Annotated in this window: 16 protein-coding genes; 5 read left to right on the top strand and 11 right to left on the bottom strand. The window is 67.4% G+C overall.

What is annotated here, in order from left to right:
* Positions 1–189: 189 nt before the first annotated feature.
* Positions 190–4230 carry a type VII secretion protein EccCa gene (gene eccCa / locus GV792_RS22100; RefSeq protein ID WP_163826200.1) on the bottom strand — a complete coding sequence of 1347 codons (4041 nt, stop codon included), beginning with the start codon at positions 4228–4230 and terminating at the stop codon, positions 190–192.
* 173 nt (positions 4231–4403) lie between these two features.
* Between eccCa and eccD the strand changes: the two genes are divergently transcribed.
* Together eccD and mycP are read left to right on the top strand one after the other, a co-directional pair.
* The gene (gene eccD / locus GV792_RS22095) at positions 4404–5870 is read left to right on the top strand and encodes a type VII secretion integral membrane protein EccD (RefSeq protein WP_163826199.1); all 1467 of its coding nucleotides are present in this window, start codon (positions 4404–4406) and stop codon (positions 5868–5870) included.
* Positions 5867–7282 (top strand): type VII secretion-associated serine protease mycosin, encoded by a 1416-nt coding sequence (gene mycP / locus GV792_RS22090; RefSeq protein WP_309138605.1) that lies wholly within the window; start codon positions 5867–5869, stop codon positions 7280–7282. Before eccD ends, mycP begins: the two co-directional genes overlap by 4 nt.
* A gap of 74 nt (positions 7283–7356) precedes the next feature.
* Here the strand turns inward: mycP and eccB are convergent, their stop codons facing one another.
* Positions 7357–8829 (bottom strand): type VII secretion protein EccB, encoded by a 1473-nt coding sequence (gene eccB, locus GV792_RS22085; protein WP_163826198.1) that lies wholly within the window; start codon positions 8827–8829, stop codon positions 7357–7359.
* Positions 8830–8941: 112 nt separating this feature from the next.
* On the opposite strand from eccB, the gene eccE reads away from it, so the two are divergent.
* On the top strand, positions 8942–10585 hold the full coding sequence (eccE, locus tag GV792_RS22080) for a type VII secretion protein EccE (protein ID WP_163826197.1): 1644 nt from the start codon (positions 8942–8944) through the stop codon (positions 10583–10585).
* 10 nt (positions 10586–10595) lie between these two features.
* Here eccE and GV792_RS22075 read toward each other — a convergent pair whose 3' ends face one another.
* Positions 10596–11159, bottom strand: a complete 564-nt coding sequence (locus tag GV792_RS22075; protein WP_163826196.1) for an NADPH-dependent FMN reductase — start codon at positions 11157–11159, stop codon at positions 10596–10598.
* Between the two features lie 24 nt (positions 11160–11183).
* Positions 11184–11993, bottom strand: coding sequence for an S-methyl-5'-thioadenosine phosphorylase (locus GV792_RS22070; protein WP_163826195.1), 810 nt, complete (start codon positions 11991–11993; stop codon positions 11184–11186).
* Positions 11994–12151: 158 nt separating this feature from the next.
* Here GV792_RS22070 and GV792_RS22065 point away from each other — a divergent pair, with 158 nt between their 5' ends.
* Together GV792_RS22065 and GV792_RS22060 are read left to right on the top strand one after the other, a co-directional pair.
* Positions 12152–13024 carry an EamA family transporter gene (locus GV792_RS22065; protein ID WP_256670430.1) on the top strand — a complete coding sequence of 291 codons (873 nt, stop codon included), beginning with the start codon at positions 12152–12154 and terminating at the stop codon, positions 13022–13024.
* An 80-nt stretch (positions 13025–13104) separates the two neighbouring features.
* Positions 13105–13434 (top strand): metal-sensitive transcriptional regulator, encoded by a 330-nt coding sequence (locus tag GV792_RS22060; protein ID WP_163826193.1) that lies wholly within the window; start codon positions 13105–13107, stop codon positions 13432–13434.
* Positions 13435–13438: 4 nt separating this feature from the next.
* Here GV792_RS22060 and GV792_RS22055 read toward each other — a convergent pair whose 3' ends face one another.
* The 7 genes from GV792_RS22055 to rplQ form a co-directional block, all read right to left on the bottom strand.
* Entirely contained in the window at positions 13439–14362 is a 924-nt protein-coding gene (locus GV792_RS22055; protein ID WP_163826192.1) for a TAXI family TRAP transporter solute-binding subunit, read from the bottom strand.
* Positions 14359–16026 (bottom strand): sensor histidine kinase, encoded by a 1668-nt coding sequence (locus GV792_RS22050; RefSeq protein ID WP_163826191.1) that lies wholly within the window; start codon positions 16024–16026, stop codon positions 14359–14361. The genes GV792_RS22055 and GV792_RS22050 overlap by 4 nt, the downstream gene beginning before the upstream one ends.
* Before the next feature lie 28 nt (positions 16027–16054).
* A complete protein-coding gene (locus GV792_RS22045; protein WP_163826231.1) occupies positions 16055–16714 on the bottom strand; it encodes a response regulator transcription factor in 660 nt (219 codons plus the stop codon).
* A 43-nt stretch (positions 16715–16757) separates the two neighbouring features.
* Complete coding sequence (locus GV792_RS22040; protein ID WP_163826190.1) at positions 16758–18131, bottom strand: MFS transporter; 1374 nt, start codon at positions 18129–18131, stop codon at positions 16758–16760.
* Between the two features lie 121 nt (positions 18132–18252).
* Complete coding sequence (locus tag GV792_RS22035; protein WP_163826189.1) at positions 18253–19083, bottom strand: LLM class F420-dependent oxidoreductase; 831 nt, start codon at positions 19081–19083, stop codon at positions 18253–18255.
* Positions 19084–19129: 46 nt separating this feature from the next.
* Positions 19130–19987 carry a tRNA pseudouridine(38-40) synthase TruA gene (gene truA / locus GV792_RS22030; protein WP_163826188.1) on the bottom strand — a complete coding sequence of 286 codons (858 nt, stop codon included), beginning with the start codon at positions 19985–19987 and terminating at the stop codon, positions 19130–19132.
* A gap of 108 nt (positions 19988–20095) precedes the next feature.
* The gene (rplQ, locus tag GV792_RS22025) at positions 20096–20620 is read right to left on the bottom strand and encodes a 50S ribosomal protein L17 (RefSeq protein WP_163826187.1); all 525 of its coding nucleotides are present in this window, start codon (positions 20618–20620) and stop codon (positions 20096–20098) included.
* Positions 20621–20654 lie beyond the last annotated feature (34 nt).

The raw sequence follows: 20654 nt of genomic DNA, 5'->3' as shown, positions 1-20654 counted from the left end.
GCAGATAGGCGATCCGGTCGGCCGTCAGGAGTTGCACTGCCGAACATGCCATCGACTGCGGGACGAGCGGCTCGCCCACGACGAGACTCATTCCGTCGCTGCCGGGTGCGACCGACGGCGGCAGGTCCGCGTGAGTGTTCGAGCTCCGCGCCCACAGGCGCGATTCGGTGAGAGTCAGCTCGACGACGGTCATGCGATGGGAGGCATCCACGAGGTCTGGACAAGCTCGGTGCCGGCTCGGCTGACGATTGTGCCTCGACCCGGCGGCATCGCACTGGGTTTGACATTGCCCAGCAGAATTCCTTCGTCCTTGGTGCCACTCATGATCAGGCCGGGCGTAGCCAAGTCGCGCAACCGCGAGATCACCGCCTCGTACAGGGCACGTGCCGCACCGCCGGAGCGGCGGGCGATGATCAGGTGGAAGCCGACATCCTTCGCGTGCGGCAGGTATTCGACGATCGGCGCGATCGGGTTGCCGCTGCCTGTCACAACCAGGTCGTAGTCATCGACGATCAGATACAGATCCGGACCTGCCCACCAGGAGCGATCACGCAACTGCTGTGGCGTGATGTCCGGGCCCGGCATCCGCGACGCGAGCAGTCCCGCAATGTCTTTGACATTCGTGGTGAGACCCTGCGCACTCGTCGCGTACGCCGCGATGTGGTCACCTTCGACACCACCGAGCAATGTGCGGCGGTAGTCGGCAAGGATGATGGCCGCTTCCTGCGGCCTGTTCGACTCCATGATGCCTTGGCAGATTCCGCGCAGCAGCGTGGTCTTGCCGCATTCGGTGTCACCGAAGATGAGGAAATGGGGCTGTTCGTTGAAGTTGAGGAACACAGGCGCCAGTTCGGACTCGCTGATACCGATCGGAATGCTGGCGTTCTTCCGACCGGGCACAACGGTGCCCCACCCCTCGAGCGTTGCCAGCAAATCGTTGCGATCCAGCCGCTCCGGCAGCATACGCACCTTCGGCGCGTGACGACCGGGCGTCATCGAGGCAAGCTGCTGAACCGCGTTCGCGACACCGGTGCTGAGATCCTGTGGATCGGAGTTTCCGTCAACCCGCGGCAAAGCGGTCAGCATGTGCAGGCTCTCCGGCGTCATACCGCGACCCGGACGACCCTGTGGAACCAGCGCCGCGACCTTTCGACCGAAATCGGAGTCGGCCGGATCGCCGAGGCGCAGCTCGAGACGGGTGCCGATCTGATCCTTGAGCGCGGGGCGCGCTTCCATCCACCGCGACAACGCGATCACCACGTGCACGCCGTAGGACAGACCCTGCACGGCGAGGTTCATGATCGTCTGTTCCAGGGCGTCGAAATCCTGACGGATGGAACCGAACCCGTCGATCACCAGGAAGGCGTCACCGAAGGGGTCCTCGTGGGCGCCCGCCGCGGCCGGGCTGCTGGACGGGTCCATCGAGCGCAGGCGGCGGAACTCGGCCATCGACTCGATACCCAGCTGGCGGAAGCGGAGTTCGCGCTGGCGGACGATCGTGGTCATTTCCGCGATGGTGCGGCGGACCTTGTCCTCATCCAGGCGACCCGCCACCGAACCCACGTGCGGCATGCCTTCGAGGCTGGCGAGGGTACCGCCACCGAAGTCGAGGCAGTAGAACTGCACCTGTTCGGCGGTGTGGGTGAGCGACATCGACATGATCAGCGAACGCAGCATCGTCGACTTACCGGACTGCGGACCGCCGACGATCGCGACGTTGCCTCGGGAACCGGACAGGTCGACGATCAGCGGGTCACGCCGCTGATCGTAGGGACGGTCGACAATGCCGATCGGGGCGCGCAGCGTTGCCACCGCGGCGTACTCACCGGTGAGGATCGAGCGCGGGACCAACTGGTCGAGGGTGGGCGCATCGTCGAGCGGTGGCAGCCAGATCTCGTGTGCCGGCCTGCCGTGGTCCTTGATGCGCTGGACCAACATCCCGATATTGGACAGCCGTTCGCCGTCCTCGCTGACCTGAGGTTCCGGATCGTCGGTGGGCGCCGACGGCAGGGGAACCCGGTCCGCGTTGCGGAAGTCGACATGCCCCGCGGCGAACGGCCGCGCCCGCACATCGATCTCGCCGGCTTGGGTCGCGATGGTCATATCGCGCTGCGAACCGCCACCGACGTAGTCACCGGAGACGTAGGACGCCTGGAAGCGCTGGATCTCGCCGGAATCGGACTTCAGGTAACCGCCACCGGGGCTGTTCGGCAGGTTGTAGGCGTCAGGGACGCCGAGGACCTGACGGGACTCGTTGGCGGAGAAGGTCTTCAGACCGATGCGGTAGGACAGGTGGCTTTCCAGGCCCTTGAGCTTGCCCTCTTCGAGGCGCTGCGAGGCCAGCAGCAGATGGACGTGCAGCGATCGGCCCAGGCGGCCGATCATGACGAACAGCTCCGCGAAATCCGGGTGCTGGGTGAGCAGTTCGGAGAACTCGTCGAGCACCACGAACAGCGCGGGCAGCGGATCGAGGTCGGCGCCCGCGGCGCGAGCCTTCTCGTACTCGGAGACGTTGGCGAAGTTACCGGCCTGGCGCAGCACTTCCTGGCGCCGGTTCATCTCACCGGCCAGGGCGTCACGCATACGGTCGACGAGGTCGGCTTCATCCTCGAGGTTGGTGATGACCGCCGCGACATGCGGCACGTCATCGAAGCCGAGGAAGGTCGCACCACCCTTGAAGTCGACCAGAACGAGGTTCAGCTGGTCGGGCGAATGCGTTGCCAGCAGACTCAGCACAAGGGTGCGCAGGAACTCCGACTTACCGGAACCGGTCGCACCGATACACAAACCGTGTGGGCCCATACCGCTTTCGGCGGCTTCCTTGATGTCGAGTACCACCGGCAGGCCGTCGGCGCCGACACCGAACGGCACGCGCAGGCGCTCGCGGCCGTAACGTGGACGCCAGGCATGCTCCGGGTTGAACGTGCCGATATCGCCGAGGTTCATCAGCTGGGACCAGGTCGAGATGACCTCGGTGTCGCTGACCTCGATATCGCTGCTGCGCTGACTCGCTGCACGAAACGGCGCGAGCCTGCGGGCCACCTGCTGGGCCTGCTCCGGGCTGATCTGGTCGATCATCGCGAAACGTTCCTGATTGCCGGTGGCGCCGCGACCGACGCATTCGCCGTTCTCGACGATCATCTTGATACCGCGCGAAACCGCGAGTCGCGGAGCGTAACCGCACAGGTCGAGGATAGTGACGCCCTCGTAGCCCGATTCGCGGAGCTGGTCGTCCTCCGACTCCAGCAGACCGCCGTCGACCACGATGACGATATGCACCAGGTTGGCGTTGGCAGGCTGATTACGTGAGTACCGGACGCGGTTGGCGAGTAGCGGCTGCAGTCCGGCGGCGGCTTCACGGATGGAGCTGTAGAACATGCGCTGCGTGCCGATGCCGTCCTGGGCGTCGGGATGCTGCGAATGCGGCAGCCACTTCGTCCACTCCCATTCCGACGCGGTATCCGGGCCGCAGACGACGGCCAACAGCACCTGGTCGGGACCGTGGAACATGGCCAGCTGCAACAACATCGCACGCGTCATATCGCGCGCTTCGCCGCGATCTCCGTCGAGCGCGATGGTGGCGAAGCCCTTGACCGCGATGGCGGTCGGCAGGTCGGGGACCGTGGAATGCGCGCGCACGAAGCGGCGCAGCGACACCGCGGCGATCGGCTCCAGCTCTTCGACCGGTCCGGTCTCCGGGGCGATCAGCCTGGTGGCCAGGCGCTGCCCGCCGATACCGATACGGGCGTGGCAGAAGTCCTTATCGCCCGCGCGACGCTCCCACATCCGGCTGGTGCCCGCGAGCATCCAGATCAGGCCGGGCTCGGGGTGACTCCACTCGACCGCAGCGCGCTGCTGGGTGGCGGTATCGTCGACGTCCTTGCGGACCTGGTCGAGGTAGCGGAGGTAGTCCTTGCGGTCTTCGTTGGCCTCCGCAGCCTTCTGGCCCTTGCCGCCACCCTGGCCGGCGAACATGCCGACCATGGAGAACAGCATCATGACCGGGAACATCATCGACATCGGGTTGGACATCATCTTGCTGCCACCCTGAGTGAACATCAGGGCCATCATCCCGACCATGCCGATGACCATCACGACCGGCATCAGCTTCATCAGCAGGTTGCCCGGTGTCACCCGTGGGATCTCGGGAGGCGGTTGCAGGGTGACCTCGCCACCGGGCGTCCGCGGCATTTCCCGGCGCGCGCGCCGCTGAAACCGGACTGTGCTCATAAGACGAGAATTCCCCCTCTTGGCCTGCGGTGTTCGGGCCTCAGTGTAGAGGCAACCGCCGACATGTCGTACAGTTCGACCAGCATTCTGCTGCCCGGACCCATGGGTTCGCAAGCTCCGCTCGGGCCGGCGGGGTGCGGAAAACACGAGGTAGCGACCGAGTTGGGGGAGCCTTGACGCACGCGCGACTTGACCACATCGAGGAGGAATCCTCACGCGGCATCGTCCGCGCACCCGATCTGACCAGGGTCACCATTTTGGCCAAACACACTCAGGTGGATATGGCCATCCCGGTGGATGTACCGGTCGCCCTGGTGATTCCGAGCGTGGTCGACATGGTCGCCCAGCACAGCCGCACCAACGATTTCGACAACGAGGGTGAACGCTTCGAGCCTGCCGAATGGGTGCTCGCCCGCATCGGCCACCCCCCGTTCTCCAACTCGCTGAGCCTCGGTGAGCACGGTGTCCGCGACGGTGAGCTGCTGATGCTGGAGAGCGCGGCCCACACTGCGCCGACGCCGCTGTTCGACGACATCATGTACAACGTCGCGATCGCCGACGCCGACCACTTCAAGGGCTGGACGCCGAAAACCGCGCGCATCACCGGCTCGATCCTGGCGGCATTCACCATGTTCGCCGGGTGCACCGGCCTGCTGGCCGCTCCGGACGCCATGGCGGGCTGGATCACCGGCTCGATCGCACTCGGCGTGACGATCCTGCTCGTGGTCGCGGGCATGGTGCTCAGCCGGATGTACGGCGACACCGCGACCGCGCTCGTGCTCGGCGGCTGCGCGCTGCCGACCTCGTTCACCGCGGGCATGCTCATCGTCCCCGATCATTACGGGTGGGCGAATTTCCTGCTCGGCTCGGTGCTGTTGGGCGCGACGGCGATCCTCGCCTGGCGAGTAACCGGAGTCGGGCTCGGCGTGTTCATCGGCGCGGGCGCTCTCGCGATCTACGCCGTTCCGGCCTCGCTCGTCGGTCTGCTGACCGATCAGTCGGTACGCGCGATCGGCGCGGTCGCCGCTGCCCTCGGCCTCGCTGGATTGTCACTGGCACCGCGAGTTTCGATGCTGCTGTCGAAACTGCCGCTGCCACCAGTGCCCTCCCCGGGAACTCCGATCGACCCGACCGAGGACGATCCCGACGATCACCGCGCGCTGCCAACCATGGAGGCGTTGCGCGCCAAGTCCGAACGCGCCCGCATGTACCTGAGCGGCCTGGTCTCCGCGACCACGCTGGTCACCGTGATCGGCGCGCTCGCGGCTACCGACCCCACCGGTGAGGGCTACTACTGGCAGGGCATCGCCCTCGCGCTTGTCTGCGCCGTGGTGCTCATGTTCCGCAGCCGCACCTATGCGGGCGCCGAGCAGGCGGTCGTGCTGGTCGCGGGTGGCGCGTCGATCGTGCTGATCCTGATGGTCGGAATGGGTTTCGTGGCCGAACAGCCGCTCGCGGTGTTCGGCGCCGCGATGGCGATGCTGATCGGCGCGCTGATCCTCGGCATCATCATCCCGAACCAGTCGGCGACGCCGCCGATGCGCCGGGCCGTCGAACTGCTCGAATACGCGTTCGTCGCAGCCGTGCTGCCCCTTGTCTTCTGGGTGGCCTCGCTCTACTCCCTCGTCCGCGGGCTGTGAGCGGGCGCCTCCGCGTCACGGCCGCCGCCCTGACGCTGGGTTTCAGCGCGTCGTTCGGTTTGAGTCTCGGCCAAGGCGTGGCGCACGCGGATCGGCCGCCGCCGATCGACACGGGGAGATTGCCCGCGGGTGATCCGGCGGCGCCGCCGGAACCTACCGAGCAGAAGTCGAACACGCCGTGCGCGAGTACTCAGCTCGGCGGAGATGGGCCGACCATTCCGGCGCCGCAGCGAGCGCTCGATCTACCGCACGCATGGCAATTCTCGCGCGGAGCCGGACAGACCATTGCGGTCATCGACACCGGTGTCGCCCCGCATCCGCGACTGCCGGGGCTGATACCCGGCGGGGATTATGTCGCCGCCGGGGGCGACGGCCTGCAGGACTGCGATGCGCACGGCACCGTGGTTGCGGGAATCATCGCGGCCAGCTCCGTGGACGGTCAAGGCTTTTCGGGTGTCGCTCCCGAGGCTCGGATCATGTCGATCCGGCAGACCAGCAGCAAGTTTCAGCGGAAGGGCCGCTCAACCGAGCAGCGCCCGGAGGATCCGCCCGACGGGTACGGCAATATCGACGCGCTGGCCTCGGCAGTGCGGCGAGCTGCCGACCGCGGCGCATCGGTGATCAATATTTCGTTGGTCGCCTGCGTACCGGGATCACACAACCCTGCGGACACGGCGCTCGGCGCGGCCTTGCGTTACGCGACAGTGGAAAAGAACGTGGTGGTCGTGGCCGCGGCCGGGAACATGGACCAAACCTCCAAGTGCCAGGCCGGCAATCCCGACGTCGACCCGCTCGATCCGACCGCCGACCTATGGGAGAACCTGACCACGAACGTCACCCCGGCGCGCTATGACGATTACGTCTTGACGGTCGGCTCGATCGGGCCGACCGGCCAACCGTCGGACTTCACGGTGCCCGGCCCATGGGTGGACATCGCGGCGCCAGGCGAGGGGATCGTTTCGCTGGACACCCTCACCGACGGAACAATCGTCGCCAAGGGCGAACCGGACAAGATCACCACCCTGCAGGGCACCAGCTTTGCCGCACCGTACGTTTCGGGCGTTGTCGCGTTGGTTCGGTCGCGCTTCCCTGATCTGAGCGCCCAGGACGTCATCAAGCGTCTCCAAGCCACCGCCCACGCACCCGCCGAGGGTTGGAACCCCTTTATCGGCTACGGCGCAGTCGATCCCGTCGCGGCCCTCACCAACGAGGTTTCCGACGCCCCGTTGCAGGCCAAACAGCCGAGCCCGGCCCAGAGCATCCAACTCCCGGTCCCCGCTCCCCCGCCGCCGCCCGACAACCTGGCGCGCAACGTCGCACTGATCGGCACCGGAATCATCGGTGGTGGACTGATACTCGGCTATCTGGCATCGTTCCCGATCCGCCGACGGTTCGGAGTCCGCGAGGACTGACGGTGGTCGGATCCACCAACAACCGCATACATAACAGGAGTGGGCCCCCATCTGGCGGCCCACTCCTGGTCGAATCACTTCGCAGCCGCGACCGGCTTCTGTGCGGGTGACGGATCCGGCGCCACACCGTCGTGCGCAACCATCGCCTCTTCACGGCCCAAGCTCGGCCCATTCGCAAGCAACCCGACGATCGGCCACGGCGCGGGTTCCGGGTTTTCCGGCAACCCGAGCGCCTTCACGGCCTCGGCGTTCTTGATGCCGTAACGGACGCCGGTGTCGGCGACGTAGAAAAGGCTGTCTTTGCGGCGGCTGTCGGGCTCGATGCCGGTGGTCTGGACGTAGGCGCCCGAAGCCGGGGGGATGTAGGCGGAGTCGGCGTTGGGGCCGGAGCCGTCGGCCTGGGCCAGCGGGACCAGTTTGGCCTTGTCCGACATCGGGAGGTTGATGCCGATGATCACCGAAAGCTCGGCTTGGTTACCGGAATCCACTGTGGCGGTGGGGATCGGCTTCCAGGACAGGCAGCTCACCGGCTGGTCCTTGGCGTCGACGATGGACGGCGCGGTAACCGGGTAGTTCTCGACGCGCAGGGCATTCGAAACATCCGCCCTGGTGCGCACCGTCTGGTTGATCGTGGTGTCACCCGTCGGTTGCGGGTTGGAATTGCGGATGATGTCGGCGGTCAACGGCGAAATCCGTTGCAGCCCATCGCGCAGGACGACGTAGTTCTCGGCCTCGCCGGTGGTCGACACCTGAACGACGGTGCCGTTGCGGAAATCGCCCACCGGCTTGTCCGGAAGCCCGCCCGGATCGACGATCTGCGGTGGCTCGATCTCGAGCACTTCGGGAATCGCGTTCAGCAGACCCTCGCTGATCGGCCGCGGTGTGAAACCGGTGATATTCAAGGCATCGGTGACGGCCCGGTCGGTCATATCGACTCGGGCGCGTTTGTTCTCGTAGATCAGGTAGGCCGAGTCGTCGCCCTGCACGAGCAGCGCCTTGTCCGCGCCCATGACCGAGGCCTTCTCGCCGAGTTCCGGGTCGCCGGCCAGCACGGCGGTGGTCAGGTCGCGGCCGCCGTCGATCTTCATGGAGTCGCAGACCGACCAGGTCCGGCCGTTGCCGTCCTTGTCGACGTTCAGCACGCTTGGCGCACCGGGGATACCGATCAGCGGGCCACGGGCCTTGCTGCCCAGCTCGGACTCCTTGACGATGACAGCGTCGGGCGCGTCACCGGCGGCCAGGCGCGCCGAGGCGATATTCAGCGCGGGATGGACGACGTCGTTGAGGACGACGTACACCGCACCCGATTCCTTGCCGATCAGGATCTTGTTGTCGCCGATTTTGTCCTGTGGTCGCAGCAGCGCCAGCACACCACAGCCGGCCAGCACGACGATGCCGAGAACCAACCCGGCCGCGTAGGCGCGCGACTGTGAGCGCATGGGATCGTGCAGCATTCGCACGTCCCGGCGCACCAGGGCGTGCTCCATCCGGCGTACCAGGAAGCGGTAACCGCTCACCTGCCAGCGCGTAGTGGGTTTTGAAGGCATGTTTCCTCCCCCGAACAGTGCTCGCGTCCGCGGAACACAGTACAGTTCCCGAGGACTCTTGTTCAGCTCGGCCACAGAGAAAGCGGCCGATACGGGTACTTGGGGGACGACGATGGCCGAACCTGCCGGCGCGGGACCGCGCCCGCTTCTGGGCCGCATCTCACTGCGCAACCTGATGATCGCGCAATTCGTGGGGCTCATCGCGGGTGCGATCACGCTGCTGGCCGGGCTCGGCGTCTGGCCCGCCGTCGGCGTCGGTGTGGTGGTCGCGTTGATCCCGCTGATCCCGGTCGGTCGGCGGGTGCTGCTGGATTGGATCGGCACCGGCACCGGCTATCTGGTTCAGCGCGAGTACGAGATCGGTGACACCGTCGATTTCCGCGGTCCCGACGGCCGTTCGCTCGGCCTGTACTGGGACGGCAGCCGTGTGGTGACCGTTGTCGAGGTCCTCGCCCCCAAGGGCGGGTTGACCCGCATCGCCCGCACCACCGTGCACGCCTCGCATCTGCTGCCGCTGCCCGAACTGGCGCAGTGCCTGTCCCAGCACGACATTCTGCTCAGTGGCATCGACATCATCAGCCATGGGCACCGTAGCCGGGCAGGTACTCCGGCAGGCACGATCTACGAATCGCTGCTCGGTCCGCTGCCGGCCACCGCGCACCGCACGGTGTGGCTCGCCATCAGCTTCGACGCGGTGGCCTGCCCCGGTGCGGCTGAACGACGTGGTGGCGGAAACGACGGCGCGTCCCGTGCGGTGACGATTGCGACCCAGCGGATCATGCGCGCGCTCGAGGACGCCGACTGCAACGCCCGTATCCTCACCGCGCCAGAAATCCGCAAGGCGGTCCTGCAGATCACCGGCGGCTACGACCCACGGACGCTGACGCAGCGCTGGCGCTACGCCGAGCTGGGCAACAGCGTCAATATCGGTGGTGCGGTCGACCCGAAGCGGCTCGGCTCGGATCTGCTGGCCCAGCTGTGGGTGGCACCCTCGCGCGGCACCACCGTCGCGGTCCGGTTGCGGCCCGGTAGCAGCCGCGATTCGGTGAATATCGGTGCGGCATGGCGACTGACGGCGCGCGAGCTGCCCGAACGCACCAAGCATGAGGGCATGGTGTCGATGAACGGCAGGCACCGCGACGGTCTGCTCGCGCATCTGCCGATCGCCATCCCGAACGTCGACGACACCGTGCCGATGTCGGAGTACCCGATCGATGTGATCGGCGCGCTGCATCTACCGTCGTCGGGCTGCGGTCAGTTGATCGGCTCCGACGATGAGGGCAACGGTGTCGCGGTCCGCATCATCGGTGCCGGTATCTCGACGGTGTACCTGGCCGGCGAACTCTACCTGGCTCAGCAGCTGGTGTTCCGCGCCCTCGCTGTCGGTGAGCGCATCCTGATCCGCACCGACCGTGGACATGCCTGGGAGAACCTGGTCACCACGATCGGCAACCCGGAGCGCCTGACCATCGCGGTGGAAACCCATCAGTCCGATGCCGGATTCACCGCGACCGTTGTCGATGGTGTGCTCGCACCCGCGCCACACGCCGGTGTCACCACGATCTATGTGACCGGTGATCCGATGGGCTGGCCCGCGACCAAGCCGGATCTTTCGATCCAGCAGCCGGGCGCGATCGGCAACCACGTGGTGTTGCGTACCGGTACCGCGCAGGTCGATCTGACGCTGGTGTCGATTCCGCGGGAGGCCACCTACATCGGCCAGCCGCGCGGACGTCGCGCCATGGCGCACCAGTAGCGCACGCCGGTCACCCCGGATAGGGGTCCGACGCCCGCGCGGATCGCAAAGTACGCCCCCACCAAGCCAATTGGCGCAGCATCCGCTCAGAGGCATCGATGGCGGCACCGTCCTGAGTGTCACCCGCGGCATCGAAGCTTTTCTTCGCTCGATGGAAGCTGACCGTCTCCCGGATCGACACCATGTGGACCTCGGCGACGACCTGACGCAACTGTTCGACCGCACGCAGACCACCCGACAGCCCGCCGTAGGCGACGAATCCGATCGGCTTTGCCCGCCATTCGCGCTTGGCGCTGTCGATGGCGGTTTTCAGTGACGCCGGATAACCGTGGTTGTACTCGGAGGTGACGACCACGAAGGCGTCCGCGGCGGCGAGCCGGGCACGAAACCGCTGCACTTCCGGCGTTTCGGTGAGGTCGTTCGGGAGCGGGGTGTCGATGAGATCGATGACGCCCGTATCGAATTCCGGCCGGTCACGCACCCCGCGCAGGAACCAGTCGGCGACTACCGGCGCGAACCGTTCCGGTCGCACGCTGGCGATGATGACCTCGAGTCGCAACGGGGTGGTGACCATGGCGCGAGCCTAGCGCGCCCGGAGTCAGGGCAGTTCGAACGGCAATGAGACCCCGGCGTGCACCCGGCAGTGCGCACAGGTGTCGGTGCCGTCGACGGCTGATATCGCGCGCCGGACCAGCGCCTTGAACGGCGCGATGTTCTTTTCGAATTCGGCGAAGACGTCGGTGGCGTGCACGCCGTCGCCCTCTTCCAGACCGGCGTCCAGATCTGTCACCAGAGCGACTGCGGCGTAACACATTTCCAGTTCCCGGGCCAGGACCGCTTCCGGGTGGCCGGTCATGTTCACCAATTCCCAGCCCTGTGCGGCGAACCAGCGGCTTTCCGCGCGGGTGGAGAAGCGCGGGCCCTGCACCACGACCATGGTGCCCGAGTCCCGCATCGGCAGTGCGTCGGTGGCGGAACCGATGGCGGCGGTGCGCAGTTCGTCGCAGTACGGGTCGGCGAAGGACACGTGCACGCCGCCGCCGTCGAAGAAGGTCTGCGGACGTCCCGAGGTGCGATCGACTATCTGATCCGGGACGGCGACCGTGCCGGGACCCCAGTCGGGGCGCAAGCTGCCCACCGCGCACGGCGCGAAGATCCGTCGCACGCCCAGCGACCGCAATGCCCACATATTCGCCTGGTAGGGCAGCGTATGCGGGGAGTACTCGTGCCGCTTGCCGTGGCGCGGCAGGAACGCGACAGACCGCCCCTCGACTTCCCCGACCGCGACCGGCGCGCTCGGCGCGCCGTAGGGCGTGTCCACCTCGACGGTGACCGCCTCGGTGTCGAAGAAATCGTAGAAGCCGCTGCCACCGATGACGGCGATCGCGGGCCGGGCATGCGAGCTCATAGCCACGATTGTCCCGGTCCCGACCGCACCCCGGTGCCGAGGGGTACCGGATCGGCCGTCATGATTCGGTGGGCAGGTAGGAGGCAGGGTTGTCGCGGGCGAGTGTGGGCATATGGCTGACCGTCGGCAGCGGACTGGCTTTTGCCAGTTCGGGCCCGTTGGCGAAGTCGGTCATGGTCGCAGGCTGGTCGCCGGGGGCCGTGTTGGTGGTCCGGCTCACCGGGGCGGCGGTGATCATGCTCGGGCTGGCAGCGGTCGCCGATCCGGGCGGGTTGCGGGGCTGCGCGGCACATCTGCGCACCATAGGCGCGTTCGGTGTCGTGGCGGTGGCGGGCGTGCAGGCGTCGTTCTTCCTGTCGTTGCAATACCTGCAGGTCGGCGTGACGTTGATGATTCAGTTCCTGGCGCCGGTGGCGGTGATCGGATGGAACTGGGTGGTGCGCGGGCACCGCCCGCATGCGGTGACGCTACTCGGGGCCGGGATCGCACTCGCCGGTTCCGCGCTGGTCATCGACGTGTTCTCGGCCGATGGGCTGAGTCTGGCAGGCCTCGGGTGGGCGGGGTTGTCGATGCTGTGCAATGCCGCGTTCTTCCTGCTGTCGGCCCGCACGTCGGATTCGCTTTCCCCGGTGGTGCTGCTCGGCACCGGGCTGACGGTCGCTGCCGCGAGCATGTGGACGCTGACGGCGCTCGGTGTGCTGCCGGTGATGCTCGGCGGGCGCGAAGCGACGCTGGCCGAGCACAGCATTCCGGTGGCGGTATCGCTTGCTCTGCTCGTCGCGATCAGCACGGTGGTGGCGTATCTGTGCGGGGTGGCGGGTGCGGCGCGGATCGGCGCAACGCTGATGTCACTCATCCTGCTGAGCGAGGTGCTGTTCGCGGTGGCGCTGTCGTGGCTGCTGCTCGCCGAGCGGGTGCGGCCGGTGCAGCTCGTGGGTGGGGTGCTGGTCATCGGTGGTATCGCGGTGGCACGACGTGCCGCCGAGCGGCGGGCGCCGTCCACGAAGCCGCTGCGCGACGCGCTCACCTGACAATTTCCGCCATGCGGTGTACCCTAGGGGGGTATTAAGACGTCAGGCCGCCGACCCGGCCGGCAACGAGGAGGCAGTCGGTGACACCCAGCCCGTCGAACAACGACCACACCGCGCACGACCATTCCGCGCACGGTTACATCACCGCGAAGGACGATTACCTCAAGCGGTTGCGCCGTATCGAAGGCCAGGCCCGCGGTCTGCAGCGCATGGTCGAAGAAGAGAAGTACTGCATCGACATCTTGACGCAGGTCTCCGCGATGACCAAGGCGCTGCAAGCCGTGGCGATGGGTCTGCTCGAAGACCACATCAGCCATTGCGTCGTCGATGCCGCGGTGGCGGGCGGCCCAGAAGCCGACGCCAAGATCAAGGAAGCCACCGACGCGATCGCCCGGATGGTGCGCTCCTGACCGCTCAGCCGTGCCAGCGCCGGTAGACCTCGGCGGCGCCGGGATGCAATGGGACCGTTCCGGTGCCGATGAGGAATCGCCCATCCAGGAACTGGGTGCCAGCGGCCTCGGCGGGAACGAGCGCATCGGCGTGCCAGACCAGCAGTTCGACGATGGCGGCGGCCGCCTCGTCGGGCAGGGTCGCGGCGGCGAGTAGCAGGTTGGCGACGCCGATGGTGTGCACCGCCGGGCTGCCCGGATAGGCGTCGGCGGGTATCGCGACCCGGTCGTAGACGGGGCCGTACCGATCCCGCATCGGCCCGGCCAACGCGCCGAGGTCCACCAGACGCATGGGATCCGGCACGGTCAGCGCACCGGTCGGGACGCCACCGGCCCAGAGCAACGCATCGATCGTGCCGTCGGTCAGTGCCTGCGCTGCCTCACGGAGTGGGCGGTGCTCGACCGTGACGTCAGTGGCAGGGTCGAGTCCCGCGGTTGCCAACAGCCTGCGGCCGGTCACCGCCGCGCCCGAACCCTCGGCACCGAGGTTCACCCGCCGCCCGCGCAGTTCCGATACCTCATGGATGGGACCCTCCGTGCGCACCGCCAGCTGCAGATAGTTCTCGTACACCCGGCCCAGCGCGACCACCCGCCCGCCGTCATCGCCTGCCGAATCCGCCAGCGCCAGCGCGGTATCGACCTCGCCGTCGGCAAGCATTCGCAGATTCTGTTGCGAGCCAGCGGTTTCCAGCGGTTCGATGCGGATGACGTCGGATTCGGACTCAGCCGTGGCGGCGAGTAGGCCCGCGAAGGCGTAGTAGAAGCCGCCGTCCTCGCCGGAGGCCAGACGCACCATTGTCCGGTCGTTGGTGCCGCAGCCGAACATGCTCGCCGACGCGAGCGCGGCCAAGACCAAGGCCCGGCGTCGGGAGAGCGGCGGCCCGTTCATCGACTCACCGCCGGTAATCGCACTGCGACGGCGAGCCCGTGCGGCTGCACGGACGTCACTGTCAACGTGCCACCCCTGGCGTTGGTCAGCGCCTGCGCGATCGACAGGCCGAGCCCCGTGCCACCGGCCGCCGCTGTCGCGCCGCGGAAGAACCGCGAGGTCAGCTTGTCGAGCTCGCCCGGTTCGACGCCCTCTCCGTCATCAGAGACCCGGACGATCACCCAGCCGGCCTCGGTCATCACATCGACGATCGTCTGAGCACCATGGCCCGCGTACCGGCACGAGTTACTCAGCGCCACATCTAGTATCTGCGCCAGCGCCGCCGAATTGATCGCCATGTCGGTAGACCGGTTGCTCTCGGCCGACCGGGAGGCGGCCGGGTCGGTCACCGGCGGGCTCTCGGCACCCGAACCTCGCGGCCCGGTGTGCGCGCCCGGAACCGGCACGTTCTGCACCGCCGAATCGGAAAGGGCCGCCGCTATGCCGGCCCTCGCGATTGCCGAACCCCGGTCGGCCCGATCGGTATGAGTCGACTCGGTACCGGCGGCCGGGACCCCCGCGGTCAACCGCATTCCCGATTCGGCGAAAGCAGGTGTCCAGGCGTCGATTCGGTCCGCAACAACTTGGGTCGCATCGCAGTACTCATCTGGGGAGGCTGCGGCACCGAAGGCCGGTGGCGCCTCCGCCACAGCCAACTCGAGTAGCGCGTCCAGCAGGGCGGTCAACCGCTCGACCTCCGCGCTCGCGCCACGAAACGTGGACGACGCACGCTCCGGGATCGCCTCTTCCAACGAATCCAGTCGGATCGTCAACGCCGCCAGCGGATTGCGCATGGCGTGCGCGGTGTCGGCGACCAATTGGCGCTGGGCATCGGCGGAATGGGCGACCGCAGCCGCCATGGCGTCGACCGATTCCGCGAGCGCGCGGACCTCGGGCGGCCCACCGTACCTTCGGGTGATCGGCGCCGCGCTCGGATCACCGCTCTGCTCCGGTGGCGCGGCCGGTCGCTCACCGCCCGCGTCGACGGCTCGGCGCCTCCGCGGTGCCGGCTTCGGCAATGTCGCGGTGAGTTCTGCGACCGCGTCCGACATGGCGGCCAGCGGACGCAGCACCCAGCGGCTGAGCACCAGCGCCAACAGGATGAACACCACCATCGCGCCGACCGCGCCGAGGGCGATCACAGCCCACACCCGCGCGATCGCGGTGCGGGCCGCCGAGGTGGATGCCTCGATCACCACGGCCCCGTTCACCTGCACGCCGGTACCGACCGGGCGCGCGATGAGCATGACCGGATCACTCCACGGTGTCAGCCGGTCCACGTGCTGCGGTCGCTGATTGCGCCGCGCCGCCGCTACTGCCGCCATGATTCGCGGGTCGTCGACGTCGACCCCGGCATTGACGATCGACATCCCCCGCGCGTCCACCACCAGCACGTTCTCGCCGTACAGCTCGTGGTAGCGAGCGACCTCGTCGGCAAGGGCCTGTACACCGCCCGCCGAGCCCGCCCCGTCGGCAAGGGTGGCGAAACGGTCGGCGTCGCCCGAACGGCCGAGCACGAGCTGTTGGGTGCGGCTCGTCGCTGCGGTCAGTGACAACGGCACCGCGAACGCGAGCACCGCGATCGCCGCGAAAACCGTCAGGGCTACCAGGAGTCGGCGACGCATACCGGCCTCCTGGTCGGGCTGGTGGTCCTCATTCGCCCCACCGATACCCGTAGCCTCGGATCGTGGTGATCAGCCCCGGCCGGTTCAGTTTCGCCCGCAACCCGGTCATGTGGACATCGAGCGAGCGCGATACCGCCACGAACGCATCACCCCAGATCCGATCCATCAACTGCTGCCTGCTCACTGCCGATCCAGGCCGTTCCACCAAAACTTCGACCAGCTCGAATTCCTTCTGGGTGAGCGGGATCGGGGTACCTGCCACCTCCACCACCCGCGCGCGCAGGTCCACCCGAACGTCGCCGGTGACGACCTCGGTCCGTGCCTGCTTCGCCACCGCCGCCGCTCGGCGCATCACCGTCTCCAGGCGCGCCATCAGTTCGGCGATCCGCGGCGGTTTGACCACATAGTCGTCGGCGCCGCCGCGCAAACCGCGCACGATGGATCGTTCATCGCTGCGCGCGGTGAGGATCACTACCGGCACCGCGCTGACCTCACGCAGCTGACGCAGGATTTGCAGGCCGTCCGCATCGGGCAGACCGAGATCGAGGATGACGGCGTCGTAGTCGCGGTGCGCGATGAGCAGATCTGCGCCTCGGCGCATGCGTTCGGCCCGGTAGCCGCGCGCCGTGAGCGCCTCCACCAGGGCATCGCCTACGCCGTCGTCGTCCTCGACCACCGCCAGCCGCACGCGCCGATCCTCCCACAGCAGGATCGGCGCGTGTTCGGTTCGGTCAGCCACGCACGGCGGCCATCTCCGGTTCCGGCTCGGTCGTGCCCGCACCGACGGCGGCTTCGGCGTCGATGGTGGACTCGGCCGACGTCTCGCGCATGAAGTAGTAGGTGATCAGCGAGATGGCGATACATCCGGCGACGTAGAAGAAGTACAGCGCCTCGAGATCGGCCTTCTTCAGCGCGAGTGCGATCATCTCGGCGGTACCACCGAACACCGCGACGGTCAGTGCGTAGGGCAGGCCGACGCCGAGCGCGCGGATCTTGGTCGGAAACAACTCGGCCTTCACGATCGCGTTGATCGAGGTGTATCCGGTGATGATCACCAGCGCGGTCAGCATCAGACCGAACGCCGCGAACGCGTTGGTGGTGTGGGCGAGCACCGACATGATCGGCACCGTCAGCAAGGTGCCGGAAACGCCGAAGAAAATGAGCAGCTTCCGCCTGCCGATCCGGTCCGAGAGGCCTCCCGCCAGCGGCTGGAGCACCACGAAGAACAGCAGTGCGACGAAGTTGATCCAGGCAACGGTGTCTTTGGAGATGCCGGAGGTGTTGATCATGAACTTCTGCATGTAGGTCGTGTACGTGTAGAACGCAACCGTGCCGCCCATGGTCAGCCCGACCACGAGCAGGCATTCGCGCGGATACTGCAGCAGGACTCGCAATGAACCTCGCGAGCTGCTCGCCGCTGCGTCGGCATCGTTGTCGCCGCTGCTCGCGACCGCCTTGAACGAATCCGACTCGTCCATCCCACGCCGCAGCAGCATCACGACGATGGCACCGCAGGCGCCGATGAGGAACGGGATCCGCCAGCCCCAGCTGTGCATCTGCTCGGAGGTGAGCACCTGCTGCAAGACGATCTGCACGCCGAGCGCGGTGAGCTGACCTGCCACCAGCGTCACGTACTGGAAGCTGGAGTAGAAGCCGCGACGGCCCGCCGAAGCCACCTCCGACAGATACGTCGCGCTGGTGGCGTATTCACCACCGACCGACAGCCCCTGTAGCAGCCGCGCCAGCAACAACAGCACCGGCGCCGCGATACCGATCGTCTGGAAGCCCGGTGTCAGGGCGATCATCAGCGAGCCCGCGGCCATCACCGTCACCGAGAGGGTGAGCGCGGAGCGTCGCCCGAAGCGATCGGCGTAGCGCCCGAGCGCCCAACCGCCGATCGGGCGCATGATGAACCCGACCGCGAAGACCGCCGCCGTGGACAGCAACTGCGCGGTGGGATCACCGTCGGGGAAGAACGCCTTCGCGAAGTACACACTGAACGCCGCGTAGACGTACCAGTCGTACCACTCGACGAGATTGCCGATCGAGCCGCGCAGCACGTTCGCTACTACTCGCCGTTCACCACCGGCCTGTGTCGTTGTCACCTGAAGCCCTCCTCTATCGGCGCGGCATTGCACCGTCGGAGACCACTGTGTCGGCAGTCACAGGGTCCAGGGAAGGCTACGGGTCCGTTCCTAACCGTCTCTTAGGACGATTCCGCCGGACTCAGGCCGGGTGGATCAGAGCAGGCGCCAACGTCCGCAGATCGGCCATGTAGTCCGCGCCGAGCGGCTGGACCGCGATATGGTCGGCGCCCGCCTCCAGGTGGGCACGCAGCCGCTCGGCCACCACGGCCGCCGAGCCGTGCAGGGCGAGTGCGTCGATCAGGTCATCGGTACCGGGTGCGGTCACATCGGATTCGCTGAAACCGAACCGGCGCAGATTGCGGACGTAATTGCCGAGGCCCAGGTACATCTGCACGGCAGGGCGAGCCGTCGTACGGGCACGGTTGGCGTCATCGTCCAGGACAACCTTGTGCTCGACGGCGAGCAGGGCCGGGCCGAGGGCCTCTCGGGCCGACGCGGTGTGCGCAGGCGGGACCAGGTACGGCAGGGCGCCCGCGGTGCGGTCGGCGGCCAGTTTCAGCACCCGCGGCCCGAGTGCGGCCAGCGCGCGACGCTCCTGCGGGACACCGGCTTCATCCAGCTCGTCGAGGTATTCGACCAGCGCGTCGTACGGCTTGCGGTAGGGGCCGTTGAACTCGGGATGGCCTGCTCCGATGCCGAGCAGGAAGCGCCCGGGGAACCGGGCTTCGATGCGGTGGAACGAGGCGGCGACCTCGGCCGCGGGAGCCGTCCAGATGTTGACGATGCTGGTGCCGACGTGCAGCGCCTCGGTGGCTGCCAGCAGGTCTTCGATCACCGGCAGATCGGCGGGTGGTGAGCCGCCCAGCCACAGCGTGCTGTAGCCGAGTCCCTCCAGTTCCCTCGCATCCTCGGGCGTGAATCCCTGGTAGCCACGCCATACACCGAACCGTCCGAGACCATCGATCGTCATGCTCGGAGCGAACTACGGTGCGGGCGAGTTTATTTCCGCGGCTCGTTCAGCTGCCGCAGCAACCGCCCTCCACGGGAACCGTCCGCAGCTCCCGGGTCTGCGCGTTGCGTGCCGCCAGATCGGCATCGGCCGGATAGTCGACGGCAATCAGGCTCAGCCCATGGGCGGGTGCCACCGTCACGGCGCTGGAACGGCTGCGCTCGTTCAGCAGCTCGGCCGTCCACTCCGGCGTCCGGCGCCCCTCCCCCACCGCCAGGATCGCACCCACCAGGCTGCGCACCATCGACCAGCAGAACGCGTCCGCGCTGACATAGGCGGTCAGCAGATCGCCCTCGCGGGTCCATTCGAATCGCTGCAGTTCACGCACAGTAGTCGCGCCCTCACGCCTGCGGCAGAAGGCGGCGAAATCGTGCAGTCCGAGCAGGTTTCGCGAGGCAGCACGCATGGCCTGCAGATCTACCTCGGGGCGGCACGGCACCACGCCGCGGGCCTGCAGGGGTTCGGCGCCGTAGCGGGCGGTGGTCAGCCGGTAGGCGTAGTGGCGGCGGATGGCCGAGAAACGGGCGTCGAAATCAGCCGGCGCCACGCGAATGTCCTTGAGGCGCACATCCTTCGGCAGGAATCGGGCCATGCGGTGGACGAGTTTGGCTGTGTCGATCTCTGCGGTGGTGTCGAAATGAGCGACCTGACCTTCGGCGTGCACACCCGCGTCGGTGCGCCCGGCCACAGTCAACTGGACCGTCTCCCGCAGCACCTTGCCCAGGGATTCCTCGAGCACGCCCTGCACGGTGCGCAGTCCGGGCTGACGGGCCCAGCCGATGAACTCCGTACCGTCATAGCTGATGTCGAGCCGGAACCGGGCGGTCTCCGGCGCCTCGACCTCATTCCCATCCTGCCCGTTCACCACGGCCTCCTCGAAAAATGAACGAGCCCGCCCACCCGGGAACGGGTAGGCGGGCTCGTTCGGCGTATTCAACGCGTCGCGCGTATCCCGGCGAACCGGGATCACGACTCACGCCTTGTCGTCGGCCTTCTCGTCCGCGGTGGCCTCGGCCTCGGGAGCCTCAGCCTTCTCCTCGGCAGCCTCGGCGGCCGTGTCCTCGGCAGCTTCGGCGACGGGCGCCTCGGCCTGCTTGGACGCGGCAACGCGACGGGCGCGATCGGCTTCCTTGGTCACGGTCTCGCCGCGGACCAGCTCGATGATCGCCATCGGAGCGTTGTCACCCTTGCGGGGCATCGCCTTGATGATGCGGGTGTAGCCACCCTCGCGACCCTCGAACGAGGGACCGATCTCGGCGAAGAGCGAGTGCACGATGTCCTTGTTGCGGATCACCTTGAGCACCTCGCGACGGTCGGCAAGGGTGCCGCCCTTCGCCTTGGTGACAAGCTTCTCGGCGTACGGGCGCAGCGCCTTGGCCTTGGCCTCGGTGGTCGTGATCCGACCGTGCTCGAAGAGCGCCGTAGCCAGATTGGCGAAGATCGCCTTCTGGTGCGACGCCGACCCGCCGAAGCGGGCACCCTTCTTGGGCTTGGGCATTGTTGGTTCTCCTTGTGTGAGGCCGTTCCGGGGC

Source organism: Nocardia cyriacigeorgica, from assembly GCF_010868145.1.
Classification (GTDB): domain Bacteria; phylum Actinomycetota; class Actinomycetes; order Mycobacteriales; family Mycobacteriaceae; genus Nocardia; species Nocardia cyriacigeorgica_D.
This window is presented reverse-complemented; position numbering and strand designations above follow the sequence as displayed.